Here is a 19219-nt window from a genome sequence, read left to right on the forward strand (position 1 = left end):
CACCCAGACCGCCCATGCAGGATCTCCCGTGCTCCAGGAGACCTTAAAGAATCCAGTTCGCGCTTCGCCGAAAGACCCCGCTGCCAAATGCGATTCCCCTGCTCCCGACCCGGCCTGACGGCCGGCCCACCCTCTCCCGCAAAGGGGGGAGGGAAACGCGCATCTCACAGAGGTCGTGATCTTTGTCCGATCGGTGAGCCGTCGGGCCTCTCCTCAAAAGGATGCGCCCCCGCGCCACCGGCGCTATAGACCCCCGATGCCGCCGCTCGCCCTCACCCTCGGAGACCCGGCCGGGATCGGCCCGGAACTCGCCCTCAGCGCCTGGCTCGGACGCGGCGGCCCGGATCCGTTGCCGCCGTTCTTCCTCGTGGCCGACCCGGACTTCATCGAGCGCCTGGCCAACCGGCTGAACCGGCCCGTCCCGGTGGCCGAGGTCGATCCCGAGACCGCCGCCGAGGTGTTTCCCCGGGCGCTGCCCGTTGTGCCGCTGCCGAGCGGCGCGACGGTGGCGGCCGAGCCCGGCGTCCCGGATTCCGGCAATGCCGGCGCGGTCATCGAGTCGATCACCGCCGCGGTGGCGTTCGTAGCGGCCGGGCGCGCCGGCGCCGTGGTGACCAACCCGATCGCCAAGTTCGTGCTGACCCGGGCCGGCTTCGCCCATCCGGGCCATACCGAGTTCCTGGCCGCCCTGTCGGTCGCCCCCGGCCGCACGCCGCCGCGGCCGGTGATGATGATCTGGAGCCCGGATCTCGCGGTCGTGCCTGTGACGATCCACGTCCCGCTCAAGGAGGTGCCGGGCCTGCTCACCCAGGAGCTGGTGGAGGAGACCGCCCGGATCGTCGCCCGGGACCTGCGCGACCGGTTCGGCTTGGCCGAGCCGCGCCTGGTGCTCGCCGGCCTCAACCCCCATGCCGGCGAGGCCGGGACCATCGGGCACGAGGACCGCGACGTGCTGGCCCCCGCGGTGGCGCGCCTGCGCGCGGCCGGGATCGACATCCGCGGCCCCCTGCCCGCCGACACCCTGTTCCACGCCCGCGCCAGGGCGACCTATGACGTCGCCCTGGCGCCGACCCACGATCAGGCGCTGATCCCGATCAAGACCATCGCGTTCGACGACGGCGTCAACGTCACCCTCGGGCTGCCCTTCGTGCGGACCTCGCCCGACCACGGCACCGCCTTCGACATCGCCGGGACCGGGGTGGCGCGGCCCGACAGCCTGATCGCCGCCCTGCGGCTGGCGCGGCGGCTCGCCGACACCGAGGCGGCCCGCAACGGTCCGGGCCCGGGCGGCGCCGACATCATCCCGTTCAGCATCTATGCCGGGCGACCGCGCGCCACGGGCGCCCAGCATTTCGACGCCGAGGACGAGCTGTGAGCGATGGAGACGGGCTGCCGCCCCTGCGCGAAGTCGTCGCCCGGCATGGGCTGGAGCCCAGGAAGGCGCTGGGCCAGAACTTTCTGTACGATCTCAACCTGACGGGCCGGATCGCCCGCGCTGCGGGGCCGCTCGAAGGCGTGACCGTCGTGGAGGTCGGCCCCGGCCCCGGCGGCCTGACCCGTGCGCTGCTGGCCGAGGGCGCGGCCCGGGTCGTGGCGATCGAGCGCGATCCCCGCGCCCTGCCGGCCTTGGCCGAGATCGCCGCGCATTATCCCGGCCGGCTGGAGGTGGTGGACGCCGACGCGCTGGCCTTCGATCCCCGCCCGCTGATCGGGACCGGCCCGGTCCGGATCGTCGCGAACCTGCCCTACAACGTCGGCACCGCGCTGCTCACCGGCTGGCTCGACGGCGCGGCCTGGCCGCCCTGGTGGGACCAGGCGGTGCTGATGTTCCAGCGCGAGGTCGCCGAGCGCATCGTCGCCGGCCCCGAGACCCGGGCGGATTACGGCCGTCTCGGCGTGCTGTGCGGCTGGCGCACCCAGGCCGACATCCTGTTCGACGTGAGCCCCTCGGCCTTCGTGCCGCCCCCGAAGGTGACGTCCAGCGTGGTGCGGCTGTTGCCCCGGGCGCAGCCCCTGCCCTGCCGGGCCGGCGCCCTGGAGGCCGTGACCCGGGCGGCGTTCGGCCAGCGCCGCAAGATGCTGCGCCAGAGCCTGAAGGCCCTGAGCCCCGAGCCCGGCGCCCTGCTGGCGGCGGCCGGGATCCTGGAGACGGCCCGGGCCGAGGAGGTGCCGGTGGCGGGGTTCGTGACCCTGGCCAACCTGTGGGACGCGGGGCGCGGACGGTAAAGTAGCCGGGCGCGCGTTCAGTAATTGCGCTCCCGCTCGAGCGACCACCCCGTCATTTCGGGCTCCGCTTCGCGACCCCGGAATGACGGGGTTGGATTTACAGCCGCCGGGCCGTTTGATCCTGTATCTGCCCAAAAAACAAAAAACCGGCGCCGCGGAAACGGCGCCGGCTCGATAACCGCGCCCCGGCCTGAACGGCCGGGACGCTGCATCCCAAGATCAACGGGTCTGCTGGATCGCCGAGAGCACCCAGCCGCGGCCGGGCTGGCGCTGGAAGGTCCAGAGCTCGACGGCCTCCGGGGCGGGCTCGGTCTTCACGACCCGGCCGCTGGCGCGGTCGACCATGACGTCCTTGAGGGCGTAGCGCATCGCCACGGTGGCGTAGTCGGTGCGGTCCTCGCCCCAGGCTTCCGCGAGGTCGCCCTGCAGCAGCTTCACGTCCGTAATCTTGTTGACCACGCCCTGGGCGGCGTTGTTGCGCAGCTCTTCGTCGAAGTAGCCGGCCATCTCGGGCGTCGCCAAGTTGCCGAGCGTCACCCGATCTTCGCGGGTGTAGGCGTCCTGGATGTCGCCGAGCAGGCGCTCGAACGCCTGGTAGTCGGCCGGGCCGACCTCGACCTTGCGGGTCTGGACCGGACGCGCGCCGCCGAACGAACCGCCGGCCGCCGGGGCCTGGCCGCCCATCGGGCCGCCCTGGTTCGGTCCGCCGTCCAGCGTCGAGCGGGCGTAGGGCGCGCCGGCGCCGGCCGGCTCGCTGCGACGGCGGAAGAACCGCACCGCCAGCATCACCACCAGCACGACCAGGCCGACCTGGAACAGCAGGCCGATCATGGAGGCGAGTCCGCCGAGGCCGCCGAAGAAGCCGCCCCCCAGCAGGGCGCCGAGCAGGCCGGCGCCGAGCAGGCCCGCGAAGAAGCCGCCGCCGAAGCGGCGACCGGGCGCGGCCGGCGCCTGCATGCCGGGATTGGACATGCCGGGGGACGGCGCGGTCTGCGACCGCTGCATGGTCGAGCCGCCGCCCGGCGCCGTGGGCGTCGCGGAGGGGGCGGTGTAGGTCCGCGACCCGCGCGAACCGAAGGACCCGCCGCCGCCCGGACGGGCTTCTGCGACGGGCGCCGCGACGGTCAGGGCAGCAGCGAGCGCCAGGAAGGCGGCCGTGCGCCGACGACGCGAGAATTGGGTGAGCATGTACGCGCCTCTGAGGACGAGAACCGAGTGGCGAGAGCCGCCGACGATTATATGGTGACGGCTCAGCGCGGGTTTTAGTCCGCGCCTCTCGATGTCGTGATGACGTTTGTCGCCGACCGTCGCGTCAGTGCAGCGTCCGGTCCGGCGCCGCCGGGAAGCCGAGGCGGACCCGGGTGCCCTCGCCGGGCTGGCTGTCGATGGTGATCGTGCCGTTCTGGCGCTTCATCAGGCCGTGCACGATGGCGAGGCCCGCGCCCCGTCCGGCCTCGCGGCTGGTCTGGAACGGCGCGAGCGCCCGGGCGAGCATCTCGGGCGACATGCCCGGCCCGGTATCGCCGACCTGGATCCCCACGGTGCCCGGCCCGGGCTGGTGCAGGGCCCGGTCGCCCGGATCGACCCGGAAGGTCGAGAGCGTCACCGTCCCGCCCGCCGGCATGGCCTCGCACGCGTTGGCGACCAGATGCCGCAGGGCGAACTCGATCTGCGTCGGGTTGCTGATCGCCCGGGGCAGCCCGGGCGTCGGGTTCACCACGAGGCGGATCCCGGCCGGGAAATCCGGCGCGAGGCGCTCCGCCAGCTCCGCCACGATGGCGTCGAGATCGACCGCGCGCACGTCCGGGGCGATCCGGCGCGAATACGCCAGGAGCTGGCGCGTCAGGATCGCGGCCCGCTCGGTGGCGTCGGCTGAGCGGACCAGCGCCCGCTGGATGAACGGCTCGGGGCGGTCGCCCAGGCGGCGCTTCAGCCCGTCGATGTAGCCGATCAGGATCTGCAGGAAGTTGTTGAACTCGTGGGCGACGCTGTTGGTGAGCAGCCCCAGAGCCTCGCGCTGCCGCGACAGCGCCAGCGCGCCCTCGGCCTCCCGCCGCGCCGTGACGTCGAGCATCTGCCCGATCCGCGCGTCGGTCCCAGGGAGGCGCTCCAGGGTCAGGCTCGCCCAGAAGCTGGTCCCGTCCGACCGCTGAGCCAGGAATTCCTGCGGTGCGTCGACCGAGAGATCGGGCGCCGACCCGCGGCTCGCCAGGATCGGCTCGAGGCCGCGTTCGGCGAGCGCCTGTGCCGGATGCCCGGTCAGGCGCTCGAAGGCCGGGTTGGCGTACCGGACCCGACCCTGCGCATCGATGAGGAGACTGGGCGTGGGCAGCGCGTCGAGGAACGCGCGGGCCTGCGCCGTCAGAAGGCCGCCCGCCTCGCCGTGATCCGTCCCGGGCTGCGTCATCCTGCGTCCGAGCTGAGCGGGTGCGGGAAACCCGCGGCGAGGCCCGCGATAGCGGCGAACCGCTTCGCGGCCAAGTGTGGCGGCTGTGTCCCGGGACTATGGTGGCCTATTGCCGGACCCACATCACCCGGGCCATCCAGGCGACTTCGCCGATATTGAGGACCCGGTCCTCGTGCTCCGGGTTGAGCGAGACCAGCTCCACGGTCCGGGCGGTGCGCCGCCGCAACTCCTTGGCGAGGACCTCGCCGCCGTGGAGGCGCACCACGACGCGGTCGCCCTTGCGCACGCTGGCCGTGGGCGAGACGATCAGCACGTCCCCGTCGCGGAACAGCGGCTGCATGGAATCGCCCTGGATCTCCAACGCGAAAGCACGCTCCTCGCCGAGGTCGGGGAACTCGATCTCCTCCCAGCCGGCCCCGCCGGTGGGCATGCCCTCGTCGGTGAACAGGCGCCCGGCCCCGGCCTGGGTCAGGCCAATCAACGGCACCATGGTGCGGGCCGGGATCTCCCGGGCCTCGATCAGGCGCAGGAACTCGTCCAGGCTGGCGCCGGTGGCGGCCAGCACCTTCGAGACCGATTCCGTGGAGGGCCAGCGCTTGCGCCCGTCGGCACCGATCCGCTTGGAGCGGTTGAAGCTCGTGGCATCGAGGCCCGCACGGCGGGCGAGCCCCGAGGCGGAGTAGCCGTGGCGCTCCGCCAGGCGGTCGATGGCGTTCCAGATCTGCTCGTGAGACAGCATGTCGGGCTCGAAGGCTCAACGTGAGCGGGCCGGCACCCCCGTCTCGCCAGCCGGCTGCCGGCTGCCGCGGAGGCACAGAGGCAGTCTCCCCGGAGGATTCGGACGGAAACCGCCCGAGGAGAGCGAGATACTGAAGAGCGCAACGCCCCGGCCCGAGTGACCCGTTTCGGACACGGTCCTGTGACGCTCAGCCTAGACGTAGGAAAGTAGAACTACAACCTGCAGAATGCAATCGCCCTTGGAATCGATCTGGTTTCCGGTTGTTGCCGGCCGGCGGCGCGGTCGCTGGTGGGCGGGTCGTCCGGAGACAGGCCTGCCGCGGCTTCCGGATGTCCAAGGCCGTATCCAGGATCCACCCCGTCATCCCGGGCTCCGCTCCGCGGCCCCGGGATGACGGAGTTGTCGTGAGCGCTGCCTCTGCAATGCCTCGGAGGCGCTCGCGGGATAGCCTGTGACGCATGCGTCGGCCGGCACAATCCAACCGCGCTGGTTCCGGTCCCCGGAGCGATGGGCTATGGACGCTGCGCTTTCCAGGGAATGCCGATGGCGCTCATCTACAAGATCTGTCCGCGTGCGCTCTGGCGCGAGGCCGAGGCGGCGGGCCGGTTCACCGGGGCGCCGGTCGACCGGGCGGACGGCTTCATCCACTTCTCCACCGCCGAGCAGACCGCCGAGACGGCGGACCGCCACTTCGCCGGCCAGGCCGACCTGCTGCTGATCGCCGTGGACGCCGAGACTCTGGGCGCGGCCCTGGTCTACGAGCCGTCGCGCGGCGGCGCGCTGTTTCCGCACCTCTACGGCGACCTGCCGCTCGCCGCGGTGGTGTCGATGGAGGACCTGCCCCTCGGCCCGGATGGGCGGCATGTCCTGCCGGCAGGCATCCCGCGCGCATGATCGCCGCCGCCTTCCCGCTGGTCCGCCCGCTGCTGCATCGCCTCGATGCCGAGAGCGCCCACGACCTGACCCTGCGTGCCCTGGCGCTGCTGCCCCCGGTCAAGCCCGCCGCCGACGACCCGCGGCTAGCCGTCGACCTGCTCGGGCGCCGCTTCCCCAATCCGGTCGGCCTCGCGGCTGGCTTCGACAAGGGCGCCCGGGTGCCGGACGCGATGCTCGGCCTCGGCTTCGGTTTCGTGGAGGTCGGCGGCGTGGTGCCGCGGCCGCAGCCCGGCAACCCGAGGCCACGGGCGTTCCGCCTCGCGGCGGACCGGGCGGTGATCAACCGCTACGGCCTGAACAGCGAAGGTCTGGCGACGGTGGCGGGGCGGCTCCGGGCCCGGGCCGGCCGGCCGGGCCTCGTCGGGGTGAATATCGGGGCCAACAAGGACTCCACCGACCGGCTGGCCGACTACGTCGCCTGTACCGAGAGCCTCGCTCCGCTCGTCGATTTCGTCACGGTCAACGTCTCCTCGCCCAACACGCCGGGCCTGCGCGACCTGCAGGGCGAGGCTTTTTTGGACGAACTGCTCGCCCGCACCGTTGAAGCGCGGGACGCGGCCGGCGCCAAGGCGGCGGTACTCCTGAAGATCGCCCCCGACCTCGCGCTGGATGCCCTCGACGCGATCTGCGCCACGGCGCTGAAGCGCGGGGTCCAGGCTTTGGTCGTCTCGAACACCACGGTGGCGCGGCCCGAGAGCCTGCGGGAGAAAAGCCTTGCCCGCGAGACCGGCGGCCTCTCCGGCCGGCCGCTGTTCGGCCCGGCGACCCGGATGCTGGCCCAGACCCGCCTCCGCGTCGGCGACACGCTCCCCCTGATCGGCGTCGGCGGCGTCGATTCCGCCGAGGCCGCCTGGATCAAGATCGAGGCCGGGGCGACCCTGGTCCAGCTCTATTCGGCGTTAATCTATGACGGGCCGGGGCTGGTGGATCGCATCAAGGCCGGCCTCGTGAAGCGGATGGCGGCGGAGGGCGTCGCCGCGCTCAGCCAGGTCGTCGGCCGGGGCGCGGAGGCGCTGGCCCGCGCGGCGTGAGGGACGTTCGTCAAGGCGCTTCCCAGTCTCGACCTCATGTCGAGGTGGCGTAGCGAAGCGCCCCGCAGGAGGCCTTCAGGGTTCGCACAGGCCGCGCTTTCGAGGTGTCTGCCGGAAGCCGTCGGCATCTGACCGTCCCGTTGGGCCGATGCGCCTCGTTCCTTGCCGAGGCGGTTCCAGAAACAGCCCCATCATCCCGGGCTCGCCTGCGGCGCCCCGGGATGACGGGGCGGAGGCATAAAAGCGTCCGCAGAAACCTGGGATGCGTGGAGGGCGGATATCCCTCTGCGACCCGTCTCCGGCTTGCCGCCGTCTCGGCTATGGCCCACTGTGTGATTGCGCGCCCCGCCGGACCTGGCCTGTGCGGCCCGGAACGCTTGATCCTCTTGGCAGATCTCCTCGCGGACCGACAAGCGCAGACACCTTGAAGGGGCTCGCGCGCGGCGCTTGGTTCCTCAGGCTGCGCGCGCAAGATGGGTTCGGAACCGAACCGTCGGCGGCCCGGTCCGACCGCTGCCGAGCGTCGCACCCGCCAGTTTAGAAAGGCTTTGCCAAGCGGTGACTTAGCCTGTGTCCCGTGCATGAGGGGCCTGCGCCGGCACGCCATTGTGACCGGTATCCCAAGCCGCTTATCTCGCGGTTGCGAATTGGCGAGCTCAGCTCGTTTTCACAAGAACATCCAGGACAATCCATGGCCCAGCCTGACGGGGCTCCCAAGCGCTCATCCGCCGCCGGCGGCTGGGGCGCTCTGAAGAGTTGCGGCAAGCACCTGTTCGGCTCGCGCGCTCCGCTGACGGGGGCGCGTGCGCTGCTGAAGGCGAACCAGCCCGACGGGTTCGATTGCCCGGGCTGCGCCTGGGGCGACCCGGAGCACGGCTCGTCGTTCGAGTTCTGCGAGAACGGCGTGAAGGCAGTCTCCTGGGAGGCCACCGACAAGCGCACCCCGCCCTCCTTCTTCGCCCGCCACACGCTCACCGAACTGCGCGGCTGGAGCGACTACGCCCTGGAGGGCGAAGGCCGCCTCACCCACCCGATGCGCTACGACGCGGCGAGCGACCGCTACTTGCCGGTGAGCTGGGACGAGGCCTTCGCCGAGATCGGCGCGACTTTGCGCGGCCTCGACAACCCCGACCAGGCCGAATTCTACACCTCGGGCCGCGCCTCCAACGAGGCCGCCTACCTCTACCAGCTGTTCGCCCGGTCCTACGGGACCAACAACTTTCCCGACTGCTCGAACATGTGCCACGAGGCCAGCGGCGTCGCCCTGATCGACGCCATCGGCATCGGCAAGGGCACGGTGCTGCTGGAGGATTTCGAGAAGGCGGACGCGATCTTCTGCGTCGGCCAGAATCCCGGGACCAACCATCCGCGCATGCTCGGCGACCTGCGCCGGGCGGCCGAGCGCGGCGCCCAGGTCGTGGTGCTGAACCCCGTGCGCGAGCGCGGGCTGGAGCGCTTCGCTGACCCGCAGAACACCGTGGAAATGCTGCGCGGCTCCAGCCAGCCGATCGCCAGCCACTACCTCCAGCCTCGTTCCGGCGGCGACATGGCGGCCTTCCGGGGCATCGCCAAGATCGTGTTCGCCCGCGACGCCGAGGCCCTCGCGGCCGGGCGGCCGTCGCTGCTCGACCGGGCCTTCCTGGAGCACCACACCGCAGGGCTCGACGCCTACCGGGCCGCCGTGGAGGCCACCGCCTGGGACGCGATCCTCGACCAGTCGGGCCTGACCTACGAGGACATCTCCGCCATGGCGGATGTCTATCTCGGCGCGCAGCGGGTGATCGCCACCTGGGCCATGGGCGTGACCCAGCACCGCCACTCGGTGGCGACCGTGCGGGAGATCGCCAACCTGCTGTTCCTGCGCGGCCATATCGGCCGGCCCGGCGCCGGCCTGTGCCCGGTGCGCGGCCATTCCAACGTGCAGGGCGACCGCACGGTCGGGATCAACGAGCGCCCTTCGGTGGCCTTCCTCGAATCGCTGGAGCGGCATTTCGGCCTCGCCATGCCCCGCCGGCACGGCCACAACGTCCTGGCGGCGATCCGGGCGATGCGCGACGGCACGGCGAAGGCCTTCATCGGGCTCGGCGGCAATTTTTTGCGCGCGACGCCCGATACCCCGGTGGTGGCGCAGGCGCTCGCCTCCTGCCGCCTCACCGTCCACATCGCGACCAAGCTCAACCACGCCCACCTGGTGCCGGGCGCCATCGGCTACCTGCTGCCCTGCATGGGCCGCACCGAGATCGACCGGAACGCGGCCGGCAAGACCCAGATCGTGACCGTCGAGGATTCGATGAGCATGGTCCACGGCTCGGGCGGCATCAACAAGCCGGCCTCCAAGGAGCTGCGCTCCGAGATCGCGATCATCGCCGGCATGGCCCAGGCCACCGTCGGCTCGGCCGCGATCGACTGGGCCGGGCTCGCGGCCGATTACGACCGGATCCGTGAGGCGATCGCCGCGACGATCCCGGGTTTTACGGAGTACAACACACGGGTGCGCAAGCCGCGCGGCTTCATGCTGCGCAACCTCGCCGCCGAGCGGGTGTTCGAGACCGCCACGGGCCGGGCCAACTTCTCCGCCGACGCCCTGCCGGCCGAGACCGAGCATCAGGTCGCGCGCAAGGGCCAGAACACCTTCGTGCTCCAGACCTTCCGCAGCCACGACCAGTACAACACCACGATCTACGGCCTCGATGACCGCTATCGCGGCGTCTACGGCGAACGGAAGGTGCTGTTCGCCCACCCGGACGACCTCGCCGAGATCCGCGATCGGATCGGCGAGCGCGTCGACATCGTCGGCCTCCATGCCGACGGCGTGACCCGGCGGGCCGAGGATTTCCGCCTCGTCCCGTTCGACATGCCCCGGGGCGCGGTGGCCGGCTACTACCCGGAGCTGAACGTGCTGGTGCCGCTCTCGACCTTCGGTGAGAAGAGCGACACGCCGACCTCGAAGTCGGTGCTGGTGACCCTGCAGGCCCGCGCGGCGGCGTGAGCGGGCCCGCGGACCCTCCCCCGGACGAGGCGGCGTTCGTCGCCGCCCTCGACCGCGTGACGGCGGCCCATCCCGGGATGATGCCGCTGGAGGCCGGGCTGCTCGCGGCCCTTTCCCTCGGCCTGCCCGGCGACAGCCGCGCCTTCGCCCGCACCTTCGCGGTGGAGCACGCCCTGGTGCTGCGCGCCCTCTCGGGGCTGGAGGAGGCGGGCCACGTCGCGGTGACCGCCCGGGATGCGCGCACCCAGCGCACGCGCTACGGGGCGGCCGCCTAGGCCCTCTTTCAAGGCGTGGCGGCGGCCGCCTCCAGGGCCGCGACGTCGAGCTTCACCATGGTCTGCATGGCAGCGAACACCCGGGCCGCCACCGCGGGATCAGGGTCGGCGAGCAGCCGCGGCAGGGCCTCCGGGACGATCTGCCAGGGCACGCCCCAGCGGTCGCGCAGCCAGCCGCACTGGATCTCCGCCCCGCCCTCCGCGGTGAGGGCGTCCCACAGCAGGTCGACGTCCGCCTGATCCGCGCAGGACACCGCAATCGACGCGGCGGTGCCGTACTGCGCCGGGACGCCGCCGTTGAGCGCCTGGAAGCTCTGGCCGCCCAGGGTGAACGCCACCAGGATCGCGGCGCCCGGCGCGCCGCCGGGCCAGGGCCCGGGCGCCCGCAGGATCGGCCCGAGGCTGGAGCCGGGCACCAGCGACACGTAGAACCGCGCGGCCGCCTCCGCGTCGTCCGCGAACCACAGGCAGGTGCTGACCGTCTTCGCCATGACGAGACCTCCGTCCGGGGGGATTGGACCCGTCGCGCGGCCTACAAACCGGCCGCGAGTTCGGCGAGTTGATCGGCGCAGCGGCCCCAGCCCTCGTGGAAGCCCATGGCCTCGTGGGCCGCGCAATCCTCGGCCGACCAGTGCCGGGCCCGCGCGGTGTAGCGGGTTCCCCCGCCCTCGGGCTCGAAGGTGATGAGGCCGGTGAAGAACGGCTTCGGCGCGGGCTCCCAGGCCCGCACATAGGCGTCCGTGAACACGATGCGGGCATTCTCGACCAGTTCGAGATAGACGCCTACGCTCGGGAATTCCGTGCCGTCGGGCGCGCGCATGACGATCCGGGTGGCGCCCCCGGGGCGAAGGTCGGTCTCGGCCTCCGAGACCGTGAAGGGCGCGGGTGCGAACCAGCGCTTCAGGAGATCCGGTTCGGTCCAGGCCCGGTAGAGCGAAGCCGGGGATGCGGCGATGCTGCGCGTGAGGACGAGGTCGCGCCCGTTCGGTTCGGTCATGGTCGTGCTCGCTGGCGGCGGTCGTGGGGCGGTCAGCCCTTGCGCTGGTTCATGGCCCAGATGATCCCGAACGGATCGCGCAACTGGCCGTAGCGGTCGCCCCAGAACATCTCGGCCGGCGGCATCAAGGCGGTCGCGCCCGCCGCGACGGCCTCGGCGTAGCGCGCGTCGATATCCTCGACCATCAGCATGAGGGAAAACGCCTGCGGCGCCTGCAGCGGGTGGCCATGCTCCGGGAAGGCGTCGCTCAGCATCAGCGACGACCCGTTGACGTGGAGGTGCACGTGCATGGTCCGGCCCTGGTCGTCCGCCGGCATCGCGGTGACGATTTCGGCCCCGAAGGCGCGCCCGTAGAACTCGGCCGCTCTCAAGGCGCCGTCCACGGTCAGGTAGGCTACGAGCCCGCCTTTCACCGGGGCCGGGATGTCTGGATTCGCGCTGCTCATGGCGTGAGCCTCCGATCGCGGCCGCGCGCCCAGGATCCATGCGTTCGACACGGTCCGATTCGGCCGGTCGAATAGTGTCTCATCCCGTGTGAGATCCGTCGAGCGGCGCGCGAATGGGGATCGAATATTTGAAACGCGGGCCGCATGAGACCAACGGACGGACCCAAGCGCGCACCCTCACCCCGGTGCGGGAGAGGATGGCCCGCAAAGCGGGTCGGGAAAGGGGAACCCGGCTTCCCAAAGGGACGAGACCCAGCCCTTGCAAGGTGTTTGCAGCAGCTGTCGGCATCCAACCGTCCCGCCTGTCCTGCGCCCCCTGGTCTTTGTAGAAGCCGCTTTGAAGGCAGCTTCGTCATCCCGGGGCCGCGAAGCGGAGCCCGGGATCCAGAACCATCGTCGGATCAATGACTTGCGCCGTCGGCGGCTCTGGATCCCGGGCTCGCCTGCGGCGCCCCGGGATGACAGGGTGGAGGCTGAAGCGTCTGTGGAAACTTCGGATCCGTGGATGACGTATGGTCCTCTGCGACCCGTCTCTCGCTTCCGCGCCGCCTTCTCGGCTGTCACGCGGGGGCGTGATAGGCGAATGCCATCGTATCCAGCCTGTGCGGTTCGAAGCGCTTTATGCCATTGGCAAAACGCGTCACGTACAGATCGATCCCAACACCGTGGCAGGGCTGGGACGAGACCGTCTTGAGGGCCGGAGCGCACCTCCGCGTCGACGCGTCTCGTCAGTCCAGATCGCCGGCGAAATTCACGCGATCGCCGCCAGGGGCCGGTCCGAATGCGCGGCCTCCGCGCCGAAGCCCGGCGCGAACATCTCCATGTCGTCGGCGAACTGCTCGACGATCGTCGCCGAATTGGCCAGGCATACCGGCAGATACGAGGCGAGCGACGGAGCCTGCGCGAACCCGTCTTCGAGCAGCCTGTCGTTGGCGAAGGTGAGGTCGAGGGCGCAGAAGGCGTAGTAGGCGCGGGTGGCACGCAGCATCGCCCGCTTGGACGCGTCGTTCAGGCCGAACACCTCTGCGAAGCGCTTGCGCAACCGGGCGTGGTCGCGCTCGAGATGGAAGCGCTGGAAGGCACGCACCCCGTCGCTCGGATCCGCCGCCTCGAAGGCGGCGATCACGTCGGCCCAGCGGGTCCGCCCGGCGGTGCCCGCGGAGAGGTGATAGAGGGTGTGGCTGAGATCGCGCTTCGCGAGGAGGCCGATCAGCGTCTCGGCGACCCAGTCGGCCGGAACGATGTCGACGCAGCTCTCCGGGCTGCAGGGCAGCATGCGCAGGGCGTCGGCGGCGCGCAGGACCCAGAGGATGCTCGAACTCGGCGCGGCGCCGAGCGTCGCGTGGCCGACGACGATCGACGGCCGCGCCACGACGATCGGCAGGTCGGGGAACAGCGCGGCGAGCGACGTCTCGGTCGCCGCCTTCGATTCGGTGTAGCCGACGATGTGCCGGGCGTCGGCATCGGGATAGGCCGCCTCCTCCACCAGGCTCGGCGCGTCGGCACCGCAGATCATGGCGGTTCCGACATGCAGGAACCGCTGCAACCCCGGCATGGCCCGGGCCCGGCGGGCGAGCGCCAGGGTGCCGTCATGGTTGGTCCGGAACACGCGCTCGCCGCCCCACCATGAGGTGTCGGCGGCGAGATGGAGCACGTGGGTGCAGGCATCGAGCCGCGGATCCATATCGAGGTCGGCCCGGGTGAAGTCGCCGGGGACGATCTCGACCTTGCGCACCAGGCGCTGGGCCGTGAAGGCGTCGGTGAACCGCTCGAGGCGTGCGGCGATGCGCTGGCGCCCCTGCTCCACGCTCGTGCACCGGACCAGGCAGACCCAGCTCGCGTCGTCGTCGCGGCTGAGGGCCTGATGAAGCACGGCGCCGCCGATCAACCCGGTCCCGCCCGTCAGAAGTATGCGTGCCAACGGTGCTCTCCGCTCGATGGGGAGAGTGAGTAGCGCAAAACTTCGGAAACAATCCCGCGGCGGCAGCTTAAAACATGAACTTTTTCCGACCGTGCCCGAACAGCCACAGTCATCACGGGTCCGTGATCGTCCGACGGAAGATACTCACGAACGCGTGATCTATGTCATCAAGCAGAAGACCGCTCTTTGGTCTTTGTCAAGTTCAAGGAGACGTGCGGAATGAGTAGATCGCCCCGACCGCAACCGTGAGTTCGTTCGCGGTGCCGACGCGGCGCACGATCGGGCTCGCCGCCGCCGCGGCGATCAACCTGTCGTAGCGGACATAGCCGAGGCTCTGCCACGCGTCGGACCAATCGTAGCTTATGGTGGCCGTCGCCCCGGCGGAACGCGGTCCAGAAGAAGCCCGGTACGGGGCCAGGACGGGATTCACGAGCGTCGCGGCGACCGGGACGTCGAAGTCCAGATGCATGGCGGCGGCATCGCCGACCACGAACCGGGGGCCCAGGCTGAGGGTGAACCGCCCGAAGCGGCCCACCAGGTCGGCCGCCAGCTTGGCGATGATCCCGTCATGGGCGCGGACGCCCTGCGTGACCTCGGCCCGCAGCCTGAACGTATCGGGGACCGGCCAGACCTCTCCGAACAGGCCGAGCCCGACCGTGGCCGGCAGGCGCGGCAGGCCGGCGAGGCGCTGGTCGTCGCGGCGCGACCGGCCTTCCCGGAAGTCCAGGACGGCACCCAGCTGGACCGGGCCCTCGCCTACGAGCGTGGCATCGAGGCCGTCGTCCGGGGACCACCAGTCGCGGGGCTCGTCGGCCTTGCGGAACGACAGGTAGGGCAATCCCCAGAGCCCGGCCGCCCGGCTCCCCTGGAAGCGCGGGCCGGCGCCGGCGAATCCGCCGACCGAGACGACGGTGTTGTGATCGAACAGCGCGCTCAGGTCGTCGGCGCGCGCCATGACCGGGCACAGGGCCAGGGCCGCCGCCAGGGACAGGCCGGGCCGCGCGGAGCGCCGGGGCCATCGATTCGGAAGTGCACGGGCGGGCACGGGCAGGCGGGGCACCGTCGCGGTCCTTCTGTCACGCTAGGCTTAAAGACCTCTCCCATGACACGCCCACGTTAACGGCGGTGGGTCAATCGTCCACGCGCGCACCAAAGATCCGCCGGGGTTTCGCAGGCCTTGCTGTCTTCCGGCCGCGATCGGCCGAGCGCCGGTGCGACGACGGACCGGCCTGCAACTGGGACACGGGCGCCGGTCCTCTCTCGCCGCAGGGCTTGGAGTTTCACACAACGCGTTCGGGCATAGGCACGGGACGCACGACGCGTTTTCCCCGCCCCCTCGTGGCTACGGGCTACACCGGTTGGAAGATCCGCGTCCCGAGGATCGATACCCCATCGCTGATAACCCACGCCGCCATTCCGGGGCCCCCAGGCGAACCCGGGCTCGAGAAATGTTGCCCGATCAGGACGTTGGCACGTCGGCGGTTCCGGATGCCGGGCTCCGCTGCGCGGCCCCGGGATGACGGGGCGTGGCCGTATCGATCCGGCCATCGCTGGAAGAATCAGACTGAACTTTCAACGATGGGGAGTGATCAAAATCCCAACTGGTGTCGCCCGTGGCTGCAACGGGAAAGAGGGCGCGTTACGCCCGTCATCCGCCGCTGTTTGAGCATCCGAGCCGGAGCGCGCGGGGAAGCGCCTCATGCCCGCTCGGGCCGGTTCCGACGCGGGTTGCGTCGTCCACCCCGGGAAACGCCCGCCGGCATCTCGGCGTGGCGCGAGATCGGAATCGGCCGCCCGCTCTCAGAACCCCTTCGCCCGGATCGCCTCGGCCCAGGTCACGGCCCGGCGGTTCACGCCGAGGTGCTGGCGCTCGTAGAGGCGGCCTTCGAGCTTGATCGCGCCGCGCTTGGCGTATTCCGGGCGCTCGAACGCCTCGATCACCAGCTTGGCCCTTCGCACCTCCTCGTCGGTGGGGGCGAACGAGGCGTTGGCCGGCTCCAGCTGCGTCGGGTGGATCAGGGTCTTGCCGTCGAAGCCGAGGTCGCGGGCCTGGCGGCACTCGTCGCGGCATCCCTCCGTGTCGGCGATGTCGTTGTAGACGCCGTCGAGGATCGCCAGGCCCTCGGCCCGGGCGGCGGCGAGCGCCATCATCATCCAGGGCAGCATCGGCACCCGGCCCGGCACGATCTTGGCCCAGGTGTCCTTGGCGAGATCGTTGGTGCCGAGCACCAGGCAGGTCAGGCGCATGCGCGGATCGCGCCTGGCCCGGGCGATCTCTTGGATGTTGAGGATCGAGGCCGGGGTCTCGATCATCGCCCAGACGGCGATGCCCTCGGGGGCGTCGAGGGATTCGAGCCGGTCGGCGATGCTCTCCAGCACCGCCGAGGACGAGACCTTCGGCATCAGGATCGCGTCGGGCTTGGCCTCGATCGCGGCGTGGAGGTCGGCCTCGCCCCAGGGGGTCTGCGGGGCGTTGACCCGGATCACCAATTCGCGGCTCCCGTATGCGCCGCTCTTGACCGCGGCGCAGACCTGCTCCCGGGCGAGTTCCTTCTCCTCGGGGCCGACCGCGTCCTCGAGGTCGAGGATGATGCTGTCCACCGGCAGGGTCTTGGCCTTGTCGAGCGCCCGCTGATTCGAGCCCGGCATGTAGAGCACGCTCCGGCGCAGGCGCAGGTCCGTCGTCGTGGCCATGGGCATCTCCCTCCTGCGGCCGCTCCCCGGCCGGCCTTCGTTGCACTGCACCCTAGAGCAGAACGTCCGATACGCCACGCCCGAAGTCTTGCCATCGGTGAGTCCGCGCGCGGTTTGATACGTTCAAGGGCGGTGTTCGATCCAGCCGTGCTTTGGTCATGTTCTCACGGCTAAAGGCGGCCTGGGTTCAATCCTTGGATCCCGGGATCCGGTCCTATGCGCGCTCTCTCGACTGTCTTCGTCCTCGCCGGCCTGGTCCTGGCCGGGGCGCCCGATCCGGCCCGGGCCCAGAGCCGGACCACCCTGGGGGTCGGCTCCGGTGCGGTCGCCGGCGCCCTGGTGGGCGGTCCGATCGGGGCTGTCGCCGGCGCCGTGGTCGGCGGGTTCGTCGGCCATTCCAGCGGGCGCGGACGCCGCCACTTCCGCCGGGGCCGCCGTTACGGCAGCGTCCGCCGGGCGCCGCAACGCCGCGCCGAGGCCGAGATCCCGCGCACCACCGGGACGGTCGCCCGGGCTGCGCCGCCGGCCGCGACGGCCTGGAAGGATCCGCGCTGAGCCGGGCCGCGCGTCCGGACAGCAATTCTTCGAAGAACGACCCCGGATTCGGGCGCCGCGGCTTACGCTTCGTGGACTACGCGGAGGCTGGCGTCGGATTCCCGTCCGCGAACTGCGTCGATCCGCGAAACGTGTCGCGGGCCAGGCCGGGAAACGCGACCGCCTGGAACAGGCCTCGGGCACCCAGGAACGCCACGAAGGCCAGCCACAGCCCGGCATTTCCCAGGCCGAACACCTGCACCAGCCCCAGAGCCGCGCAGTAGATCGCGAGCGCCCCCGCCATCAGGTTGCGCATCGCCCGCGTCCAGGTGGCGCCGATATAGATCCCGTCATAGGCGAACGCCGCCGCCGCGGCGAACGGCGCCAGCGCGGCATACGGCAGGTATGCCCGGGCGGTCTCGCGCACCGGCGCGCTGGTGGTGACGAAGTCGATGAAGCCCGGCCCCAAACCGAGCGCCAGCAGGCTGACCCCGATCCCGAAGCCCAGGCACCAGCGCAGGCTCAACGCGGAGGCCCGCCGGAACCCGGCGGCGTCCCGGGCGCCAACCGCTTGTCCGCACAGGGTTTCCGCCGCCGTGGCGAAGCCGTCGAGGAAGAAGCCGCCGATCAGGAACAGGTTCCAGAGGACGGAATTCGCCGCCAGGACCACGTCGCCCTGGCGGGCACCGAGCGCCGAGAACAGCACGATGCCGGTGATCAGCGCCAGGGTGCGCAGGATCACGTCGAGGTTGACGCTGAGCGTCCGGCGCAGGGCGGCGGCGTCCCGCAGGTCGCGCAGCGGCACCCGGAACGGGCGCGATCCGAGCCGCGCGAGCACGATCAGGCCGAGCCCCAGCCCGGCCGCCTCCGCGCACAAAGTCGCCAGCGCCGCGCCGGCGAGCCCCAGGCCGAGGCCCAGCACGAAGGCGAGCGTCAGCCCGACATTGATCAGGTTGATCGCCACCTGCAGCAGCAGACCGAGATCGGTCCGCCCACGCCCCACCACCGAGCCGAGCACGCCATAACTTGCCAGCACGAAGGGCGCGGACAGGATGCGGATATGGAAGTAGGTCGCGAGCCCCGACGTCACCGCCTCGCTGGCGCCACTGACCGCGAAGGCGGCTTTGGCGATCGGCCATTGCAGCGCGAGCAGGGCCAGGCCGATCGCGGCGCCGGCCATCAGCGCTCGGGCCAGGATGCGGTCGACCTCGATGCCCTCCCGGGCCCCGACCGCCTGCGCGGTCAGTCCCGCGGTTGCCATGCGCAGGGACCCGAACGACCAGAAGATGGCATCGAAGATGACGGCTCCCAGCGCAACCGCGCCGAGCAGGGCCGCATCGCCGAGCCGGCCGATCACCGCCGCGCCGACGAAGCCGAGCATCGGCGTCGTGACGTTGGCGAGCGTCATCGGCAGCGCCAACGCCAATACGCTGCGGTGCGTCGGCAGGACCGGGGCGGCGGGCGGATGCGTCATGCCGCGACCTTAGCCGAGCCGGACGATGCGCGTCCCGATCAGCGCGAGGTCGCGAACAGCCGCGACAACAGCCAGAGCGGGATGACGACCACGGCGCCCGCGACGATCCAGCCGCCGAAATCGTGCAGCGAGGCGAGGCCGATCTCGAGGAGCGCCCGGGCCGAGTCGTAGGCGTGCCAGAATAGCCGGCCCGGCGTCAGGCCGAGCATCGCCATGAAGGCGCCGACCAGGACCGAAAGGAACAGCAGGCGCAGGAAGACGCCGGCGGGCGAGCCGCCAAGGAATCGGTGCAGCGCGGAGGGCCGCCGCTGGTATGTCTCAGACCCGTAGGCGGCGTTCGGCGGCGGAGCGCCTTGCCGGCGCCGGTCGTGATCGACGAGCATCGCGTCCTCATGAAGCCAGGAAGGGTCCGGATCGGCGACGAAACGGGCGGAACCGTGGCCGGCACACAACACCGCGTCGAAACCGGATCCCGGATCGGACGTTAGCGGGTTTCACCCACGGACCCGAGATGGCAAGCGAGAGCCGTCCCGCCAAGATGCCGGGAATG

Annotated in this window: 18 protein-coding genes; 7 read left to right on the forward strand and 11 right to left on the reverse strand. The window is 71.2% G+C overall.

Annotated features, from left to right (window positions below; translation table 11 throughout):
• Nucleotides 1–256 precede the first annotated feature (256 nt).
• Both pdxA and rsmA read left to right on the forward strand, forming a co-directional pair.
• Nucleotides 257–1375, forward strand: coding sequence for a 4-hydroxythreonine-4-phosphate dehydrogenase PdxA (pdxA, locus tag FV233_RS02285; RefSeq protein ID WP_147855438.1), 1119 nt, complete (start codon nt 257–259; stop codon nt 1373–1375).
• On the forward strand, nt 1372–2226 hold the full coding sequence (gene rsmA, locus FV233_RS02290; protein ID WP_147855439.1) for a 16S rRNA (adenine(1518)-N(6)/adenine(1519)-N(6))-dimethyltransferase RsmA: 855 nt from the start codon (nt 1372–1374) through the stop codon (nt 2224–2226). Before pdxA ends, rsmA begins: the two co-directional genes overlap by 4 nt.
• Nucleotides 2227–2445: 219 nt before the next feature.
• On the opposite strand, the gene FV233_RS02295 is transcribed toward rsmA, so the two are convergent.
• From FV233_RS02295 to FV233_RS02305, 3 genes are all read right to left on the reverse strand, one after another.
• The gene (locus FV233_RS02295) at nt 2446–3414 is read right to left on the reverse strand and encodes a TIM44-like domain-containing protein (RefSeq protein ID WP_147896497.1); all 969 of its coding nucleotides are present in this window, start codon (nt 3412–3414) and stop codon (nt 2446–2448) included.
• Between the two features lie 124 nt (nt 3415–3538).
• A complete protein-coding gene (locus FV233_RS02300; protein WP_147896498.1) occupies nt 3539–4633 on the reverse strand; it encodes an ATP-binding protein in 1095 nt (364 codons plus the stop codon).
• Nucleotides 4634–4739: 106 nt separating this feature from the next.
• On the reverse strand, nt 4740–5372 hold the full coding sequence (locus FV233_RS02305) for a helix-turn-helix transcriptional regulator (RefSeq protein WP_147856975.1): 633 nt from the start codon (nt 5370–5372) through the stop codon (nt 4740–4742).
• Between the two features lie 543 nt (nt 5373–5915).
• Here FV233_RS02305 and FV233_RS02310 point away from each other — a divergent pair.
• From FV233_RS02310 to FV233_RS02325, 4 genes are all read left to right on the forward strand, one after another.
• Nucleotides 5916–6266 carry a DUF952 domain-containing protein gene (locus tag FV233_RS02310; RefSeq protein WP_147856976.1) on the forward strand — a complete coding sequence of 117 codons (351 nt, stop codon included), beginning with the start codon at nt 5916–5918 and terminating at the stop codon, nt 6264–6266.
• The gene (locus tag FV233_RS02315) at nt 6263–7339 is read left to right on the forward strand and encodes a quinone-dependent dihydroorotate dehydrogenase (RefSeq protein ID WP_147896499.1); all 1077 of its coding nucleotides are present in this window, start codon (nt 6263–6265) and stop codon (nt 7337–7339) included. Before FV233_RS02310 ends, FV233_RS02315 begins: the two co-directional genes overlap by 4 nt.
• 691 nt (nt 7340–8030) lie before the next feature.
• Nucleotides 8031–10328, forward strand: a complete 2298-nt coding sequence (locus tag FV233_RS02320) for an FdhF/YdeP family oxidoreductase (protein ID WP_147856702.1) — start codon at nt 8031–8033, stop codon at nt 10326–10328.
• On the forward strand, nt 10325–10603 hold the full coding sequence (locus tag FV233_RS02325; protein ID WP_147896500.1) for a hypothetical protein: 279 nt from the start codon (nt 10325–10327) through the stop codon (nt 10601–10603). Before FV233_RS02320 ends, FV233_RS02325 begins: the two co-directional genes overlap by 4 nt.
• 8 nt (nt 10604–10611) lie before the next feature.
• Here FV233_RS02325 and FV233_RS02330 read toward each other — a convergent pair whose 3' ends face one another.
• The 6 genes from FV233_RS02330 to FV233_RS02355 all read right to left on the reverse strand — a co-directional run bounded on the left by FV233_RS02330 (nt 10612) and on the right by FV233_RS02355 (nt 16661).
• Complete coding sequence (locus FV233_RS02330; RefSeq protein ID WP_147896501.1) at nt 10612–11094, reverse strand: VOC family protein; 483 nt, start codon at nt 11092–11094, stop codon at nt 10612–10614.
• A 41-nt stretch (nt 11095–11135) separates the two neighbouring features.
• A complete protein-coding gene (locus tag FV233_RS02335) occupies nt 11136–11600 on the reverse strand; it encodes an SRPBCC family protein (protein WP_147896502.1) in 465 nt (154 codons plus the stop codon).
• Nucleotides 11601–11632: 32 nt separating this feature from the next.
• Nucleotides 11633–12046, reverse strand: coding sequence for a glyoxalase/bleomycin resistance/extradiol dioxygenase family protein (locus FV233_RS02340; RefSeq protein ID WP_147896503.1), 414 nt, complete (start codon nt 12044–12046; stop codon nt 11633–11635).
• Between the two features lie 751 nt (nt 12047–12797).
• The gene (locus tag FV233_RS02345; protein ID WP_246689887.1) at nt 12798–13967 is read right to left on the reverse strand and encodes an SDR family oxidoreductase; all 1170 of its coding nucleotides are present in this window, start codon (nt 13965–13967) and stop codon (nt 12798–12800) included.
• Between the two features lie 202 nt (nt 13968–14169).
• Nucleotides 14170–15027 (reverse strand): MipA/OmpV family protein, encoded by an 858-nt coding sequence (locus FV233_RS02350; protein ID WP_147896504.1) that lies wholly within the window; start codon nt 15025–15027, stop codon nt 14170–14172.
• 740 nt (nt 15028–15767) lie between these two features.
• A complete protein-coding gene (locus tag FV233_RS02355; protein WP_147857343.1) occupies nt 15768–16661 on the reverse strand; it encodes a CoA ester lyase in 894 nt (297 codons plus the stop codon).
• 216 nt (nt 16662–16877) lie between these two features.
• On the opposite strand from FV233_RS02355, the gene FV233_RS02360 reads away from it, so the two are divergent.
• Nucleotides 16878–17216, forward strand: coding sequence for a hypothetical protein (locus FV233_RS02360; RefSeq protein WP_147896505.1), 339 nt, complete (start codon nt 16878–16880; stop codon nt 17214–17216).
• A 76-nt stretch (nt 17217–17292) separates the two neighbouring features.
• Here the strand turns inward: FV233_RS02360 and FV233_RS02365 are convergent, their stop codons facing one another.
• Nucleotides 17293–18669, reverse strand: coding sequence for an MATE family efflux transporter (locus tag FV233_RS02365; RefSeq protein ID WP_147896506.1), 1377 nt, complete (start codon nt 18667–18669; stop codon nt 17293–17295).
• 38 nt (nt 18670–18707) lie between these two features.
• The gene (locus FV233_RS02370) at nt 18708–19052 is read right to left on the reverse strand and encodes a DUF6460 domain-containing protein (protein ID WP_147853819.1); all 345 of its coding nucleotides are present in this window, start codon (nt 19050–19052) and stop codon (nt 18708–18710) included.
• Between the last annotated feature and the right edge of the window lie 167 nt (nt 19053–19219).

Origin of the sequence: Methylobacterium sp. WL7 (assembly GCF_008040085.1) — a bacterium.
In the GTDB taxonomy this organism is placed as follows: domain Bacteria; phylum Pseudomonadota; class Alphaproteobacteria; order Rhizobiales; family Beijerinckiaceae; genus Methylobacterium; species Methylobacterium mesophilicum.

Bases quoted from the DNA above. Each gene is read 5' to 3' on its own strand.
- FV233_RS02370 (WP_147853819.1), bottom strand. From the start codon at position 19,052: ATGCTCGTCGATCACGACCGGCGCCGGCAAGGCGCTCCGCCGCCGAAC.
- FV233_RS02330 (WP_147896501.1), bottom strand. From the start codon at position 11,094: ATGGCGAAGACGGTCAGCACCTGCCTGTGGTTCGCGGACGACGCGGAG.
- FV233_RS02340 (WP_147896503.1), bottom strand. From the start codon at position 12,046: ATGAGCAGCGCGAATCCAGACATCCCGGCCCCGGTGAAAGGCGGGCTC.
- FV233_RS02300 (WP_147896498.1), bottom strand. From the start codon at position 4,633: ATGACGCAGCCCGGGACGGATCACGGCGAGGCGGGCGGCCTTCTGACG.
- FV233_RS02305 (WP_147856975.1), bottom strand. From the start codon at position 5,372: ATGCTGTCTCACGAGCAGATCTGGAACGCCATCGACCGCCTGGCGGAG.
- FV233_RS02320 (WP_147856702.1), top strand. From the start codon at position 8,031: ATGGCCCAGCCTGACGGGGCTCCCAAGCGCTCATCCGCCGCCGGCGGC.
- FV233_RS02335 (WP_147896502.1), bottom strand. From the start codon at position 11,600: ATGACCGAACCGAACGGGCGCGACCTCGTCCTCACGCGCAGCATCGCC.
- pdxA (WP_147855438.1), top strand. From the start codon at position 257: ATGCCGCCGCTCGCCCTCACCCTCGGAGACCCGGCCGGGATCGGCCCG.
- FV233_RS02355 (WP_147857343.1), bottom strand. From the start codon at position 16,661: ATGGCCACGACGACGGACCTGCGCCTGCGCCGGAGCGTGCTCTACATG.
- FV233_RS02310 (WP_147856976.1), top strand. From the start codon at position 5,916: ATGGCGCTCATCTACAAGATCTGTCCGCGTGCGCTCTGGCGCGAGGCC.
- FV233_RS02365 (WP_147896506.1), bottom strand. From the start codon at position 18,669: ATGACGCATCCGCCCGCCGCCCCGGTCCTGCCGACGCACCGCAGCGTA.
- FV233_RS02360 (WP_147896505.1), top strand. From the start codon at position 16,878: ATGCGCGCTCTCTCGACTGTCTTCGTCCTCGCCGGCCTGGTCCTGGCC.
- FV233_RS02315 (WP_147896499.1), top strand. From the start codon at position 6,263: ATGATCGCCGCCGCCTTCCCGCTGGTCCGCCCGCTGCTGCATCGCCTC.
- FV233_RS02295 (WP_147896497.1), bottom strand. From the start codon at position 3,414: ATGCTCACCCAATTCTCGCGTCGTCGGCGCACGGCCGCCTTCCTGGCG.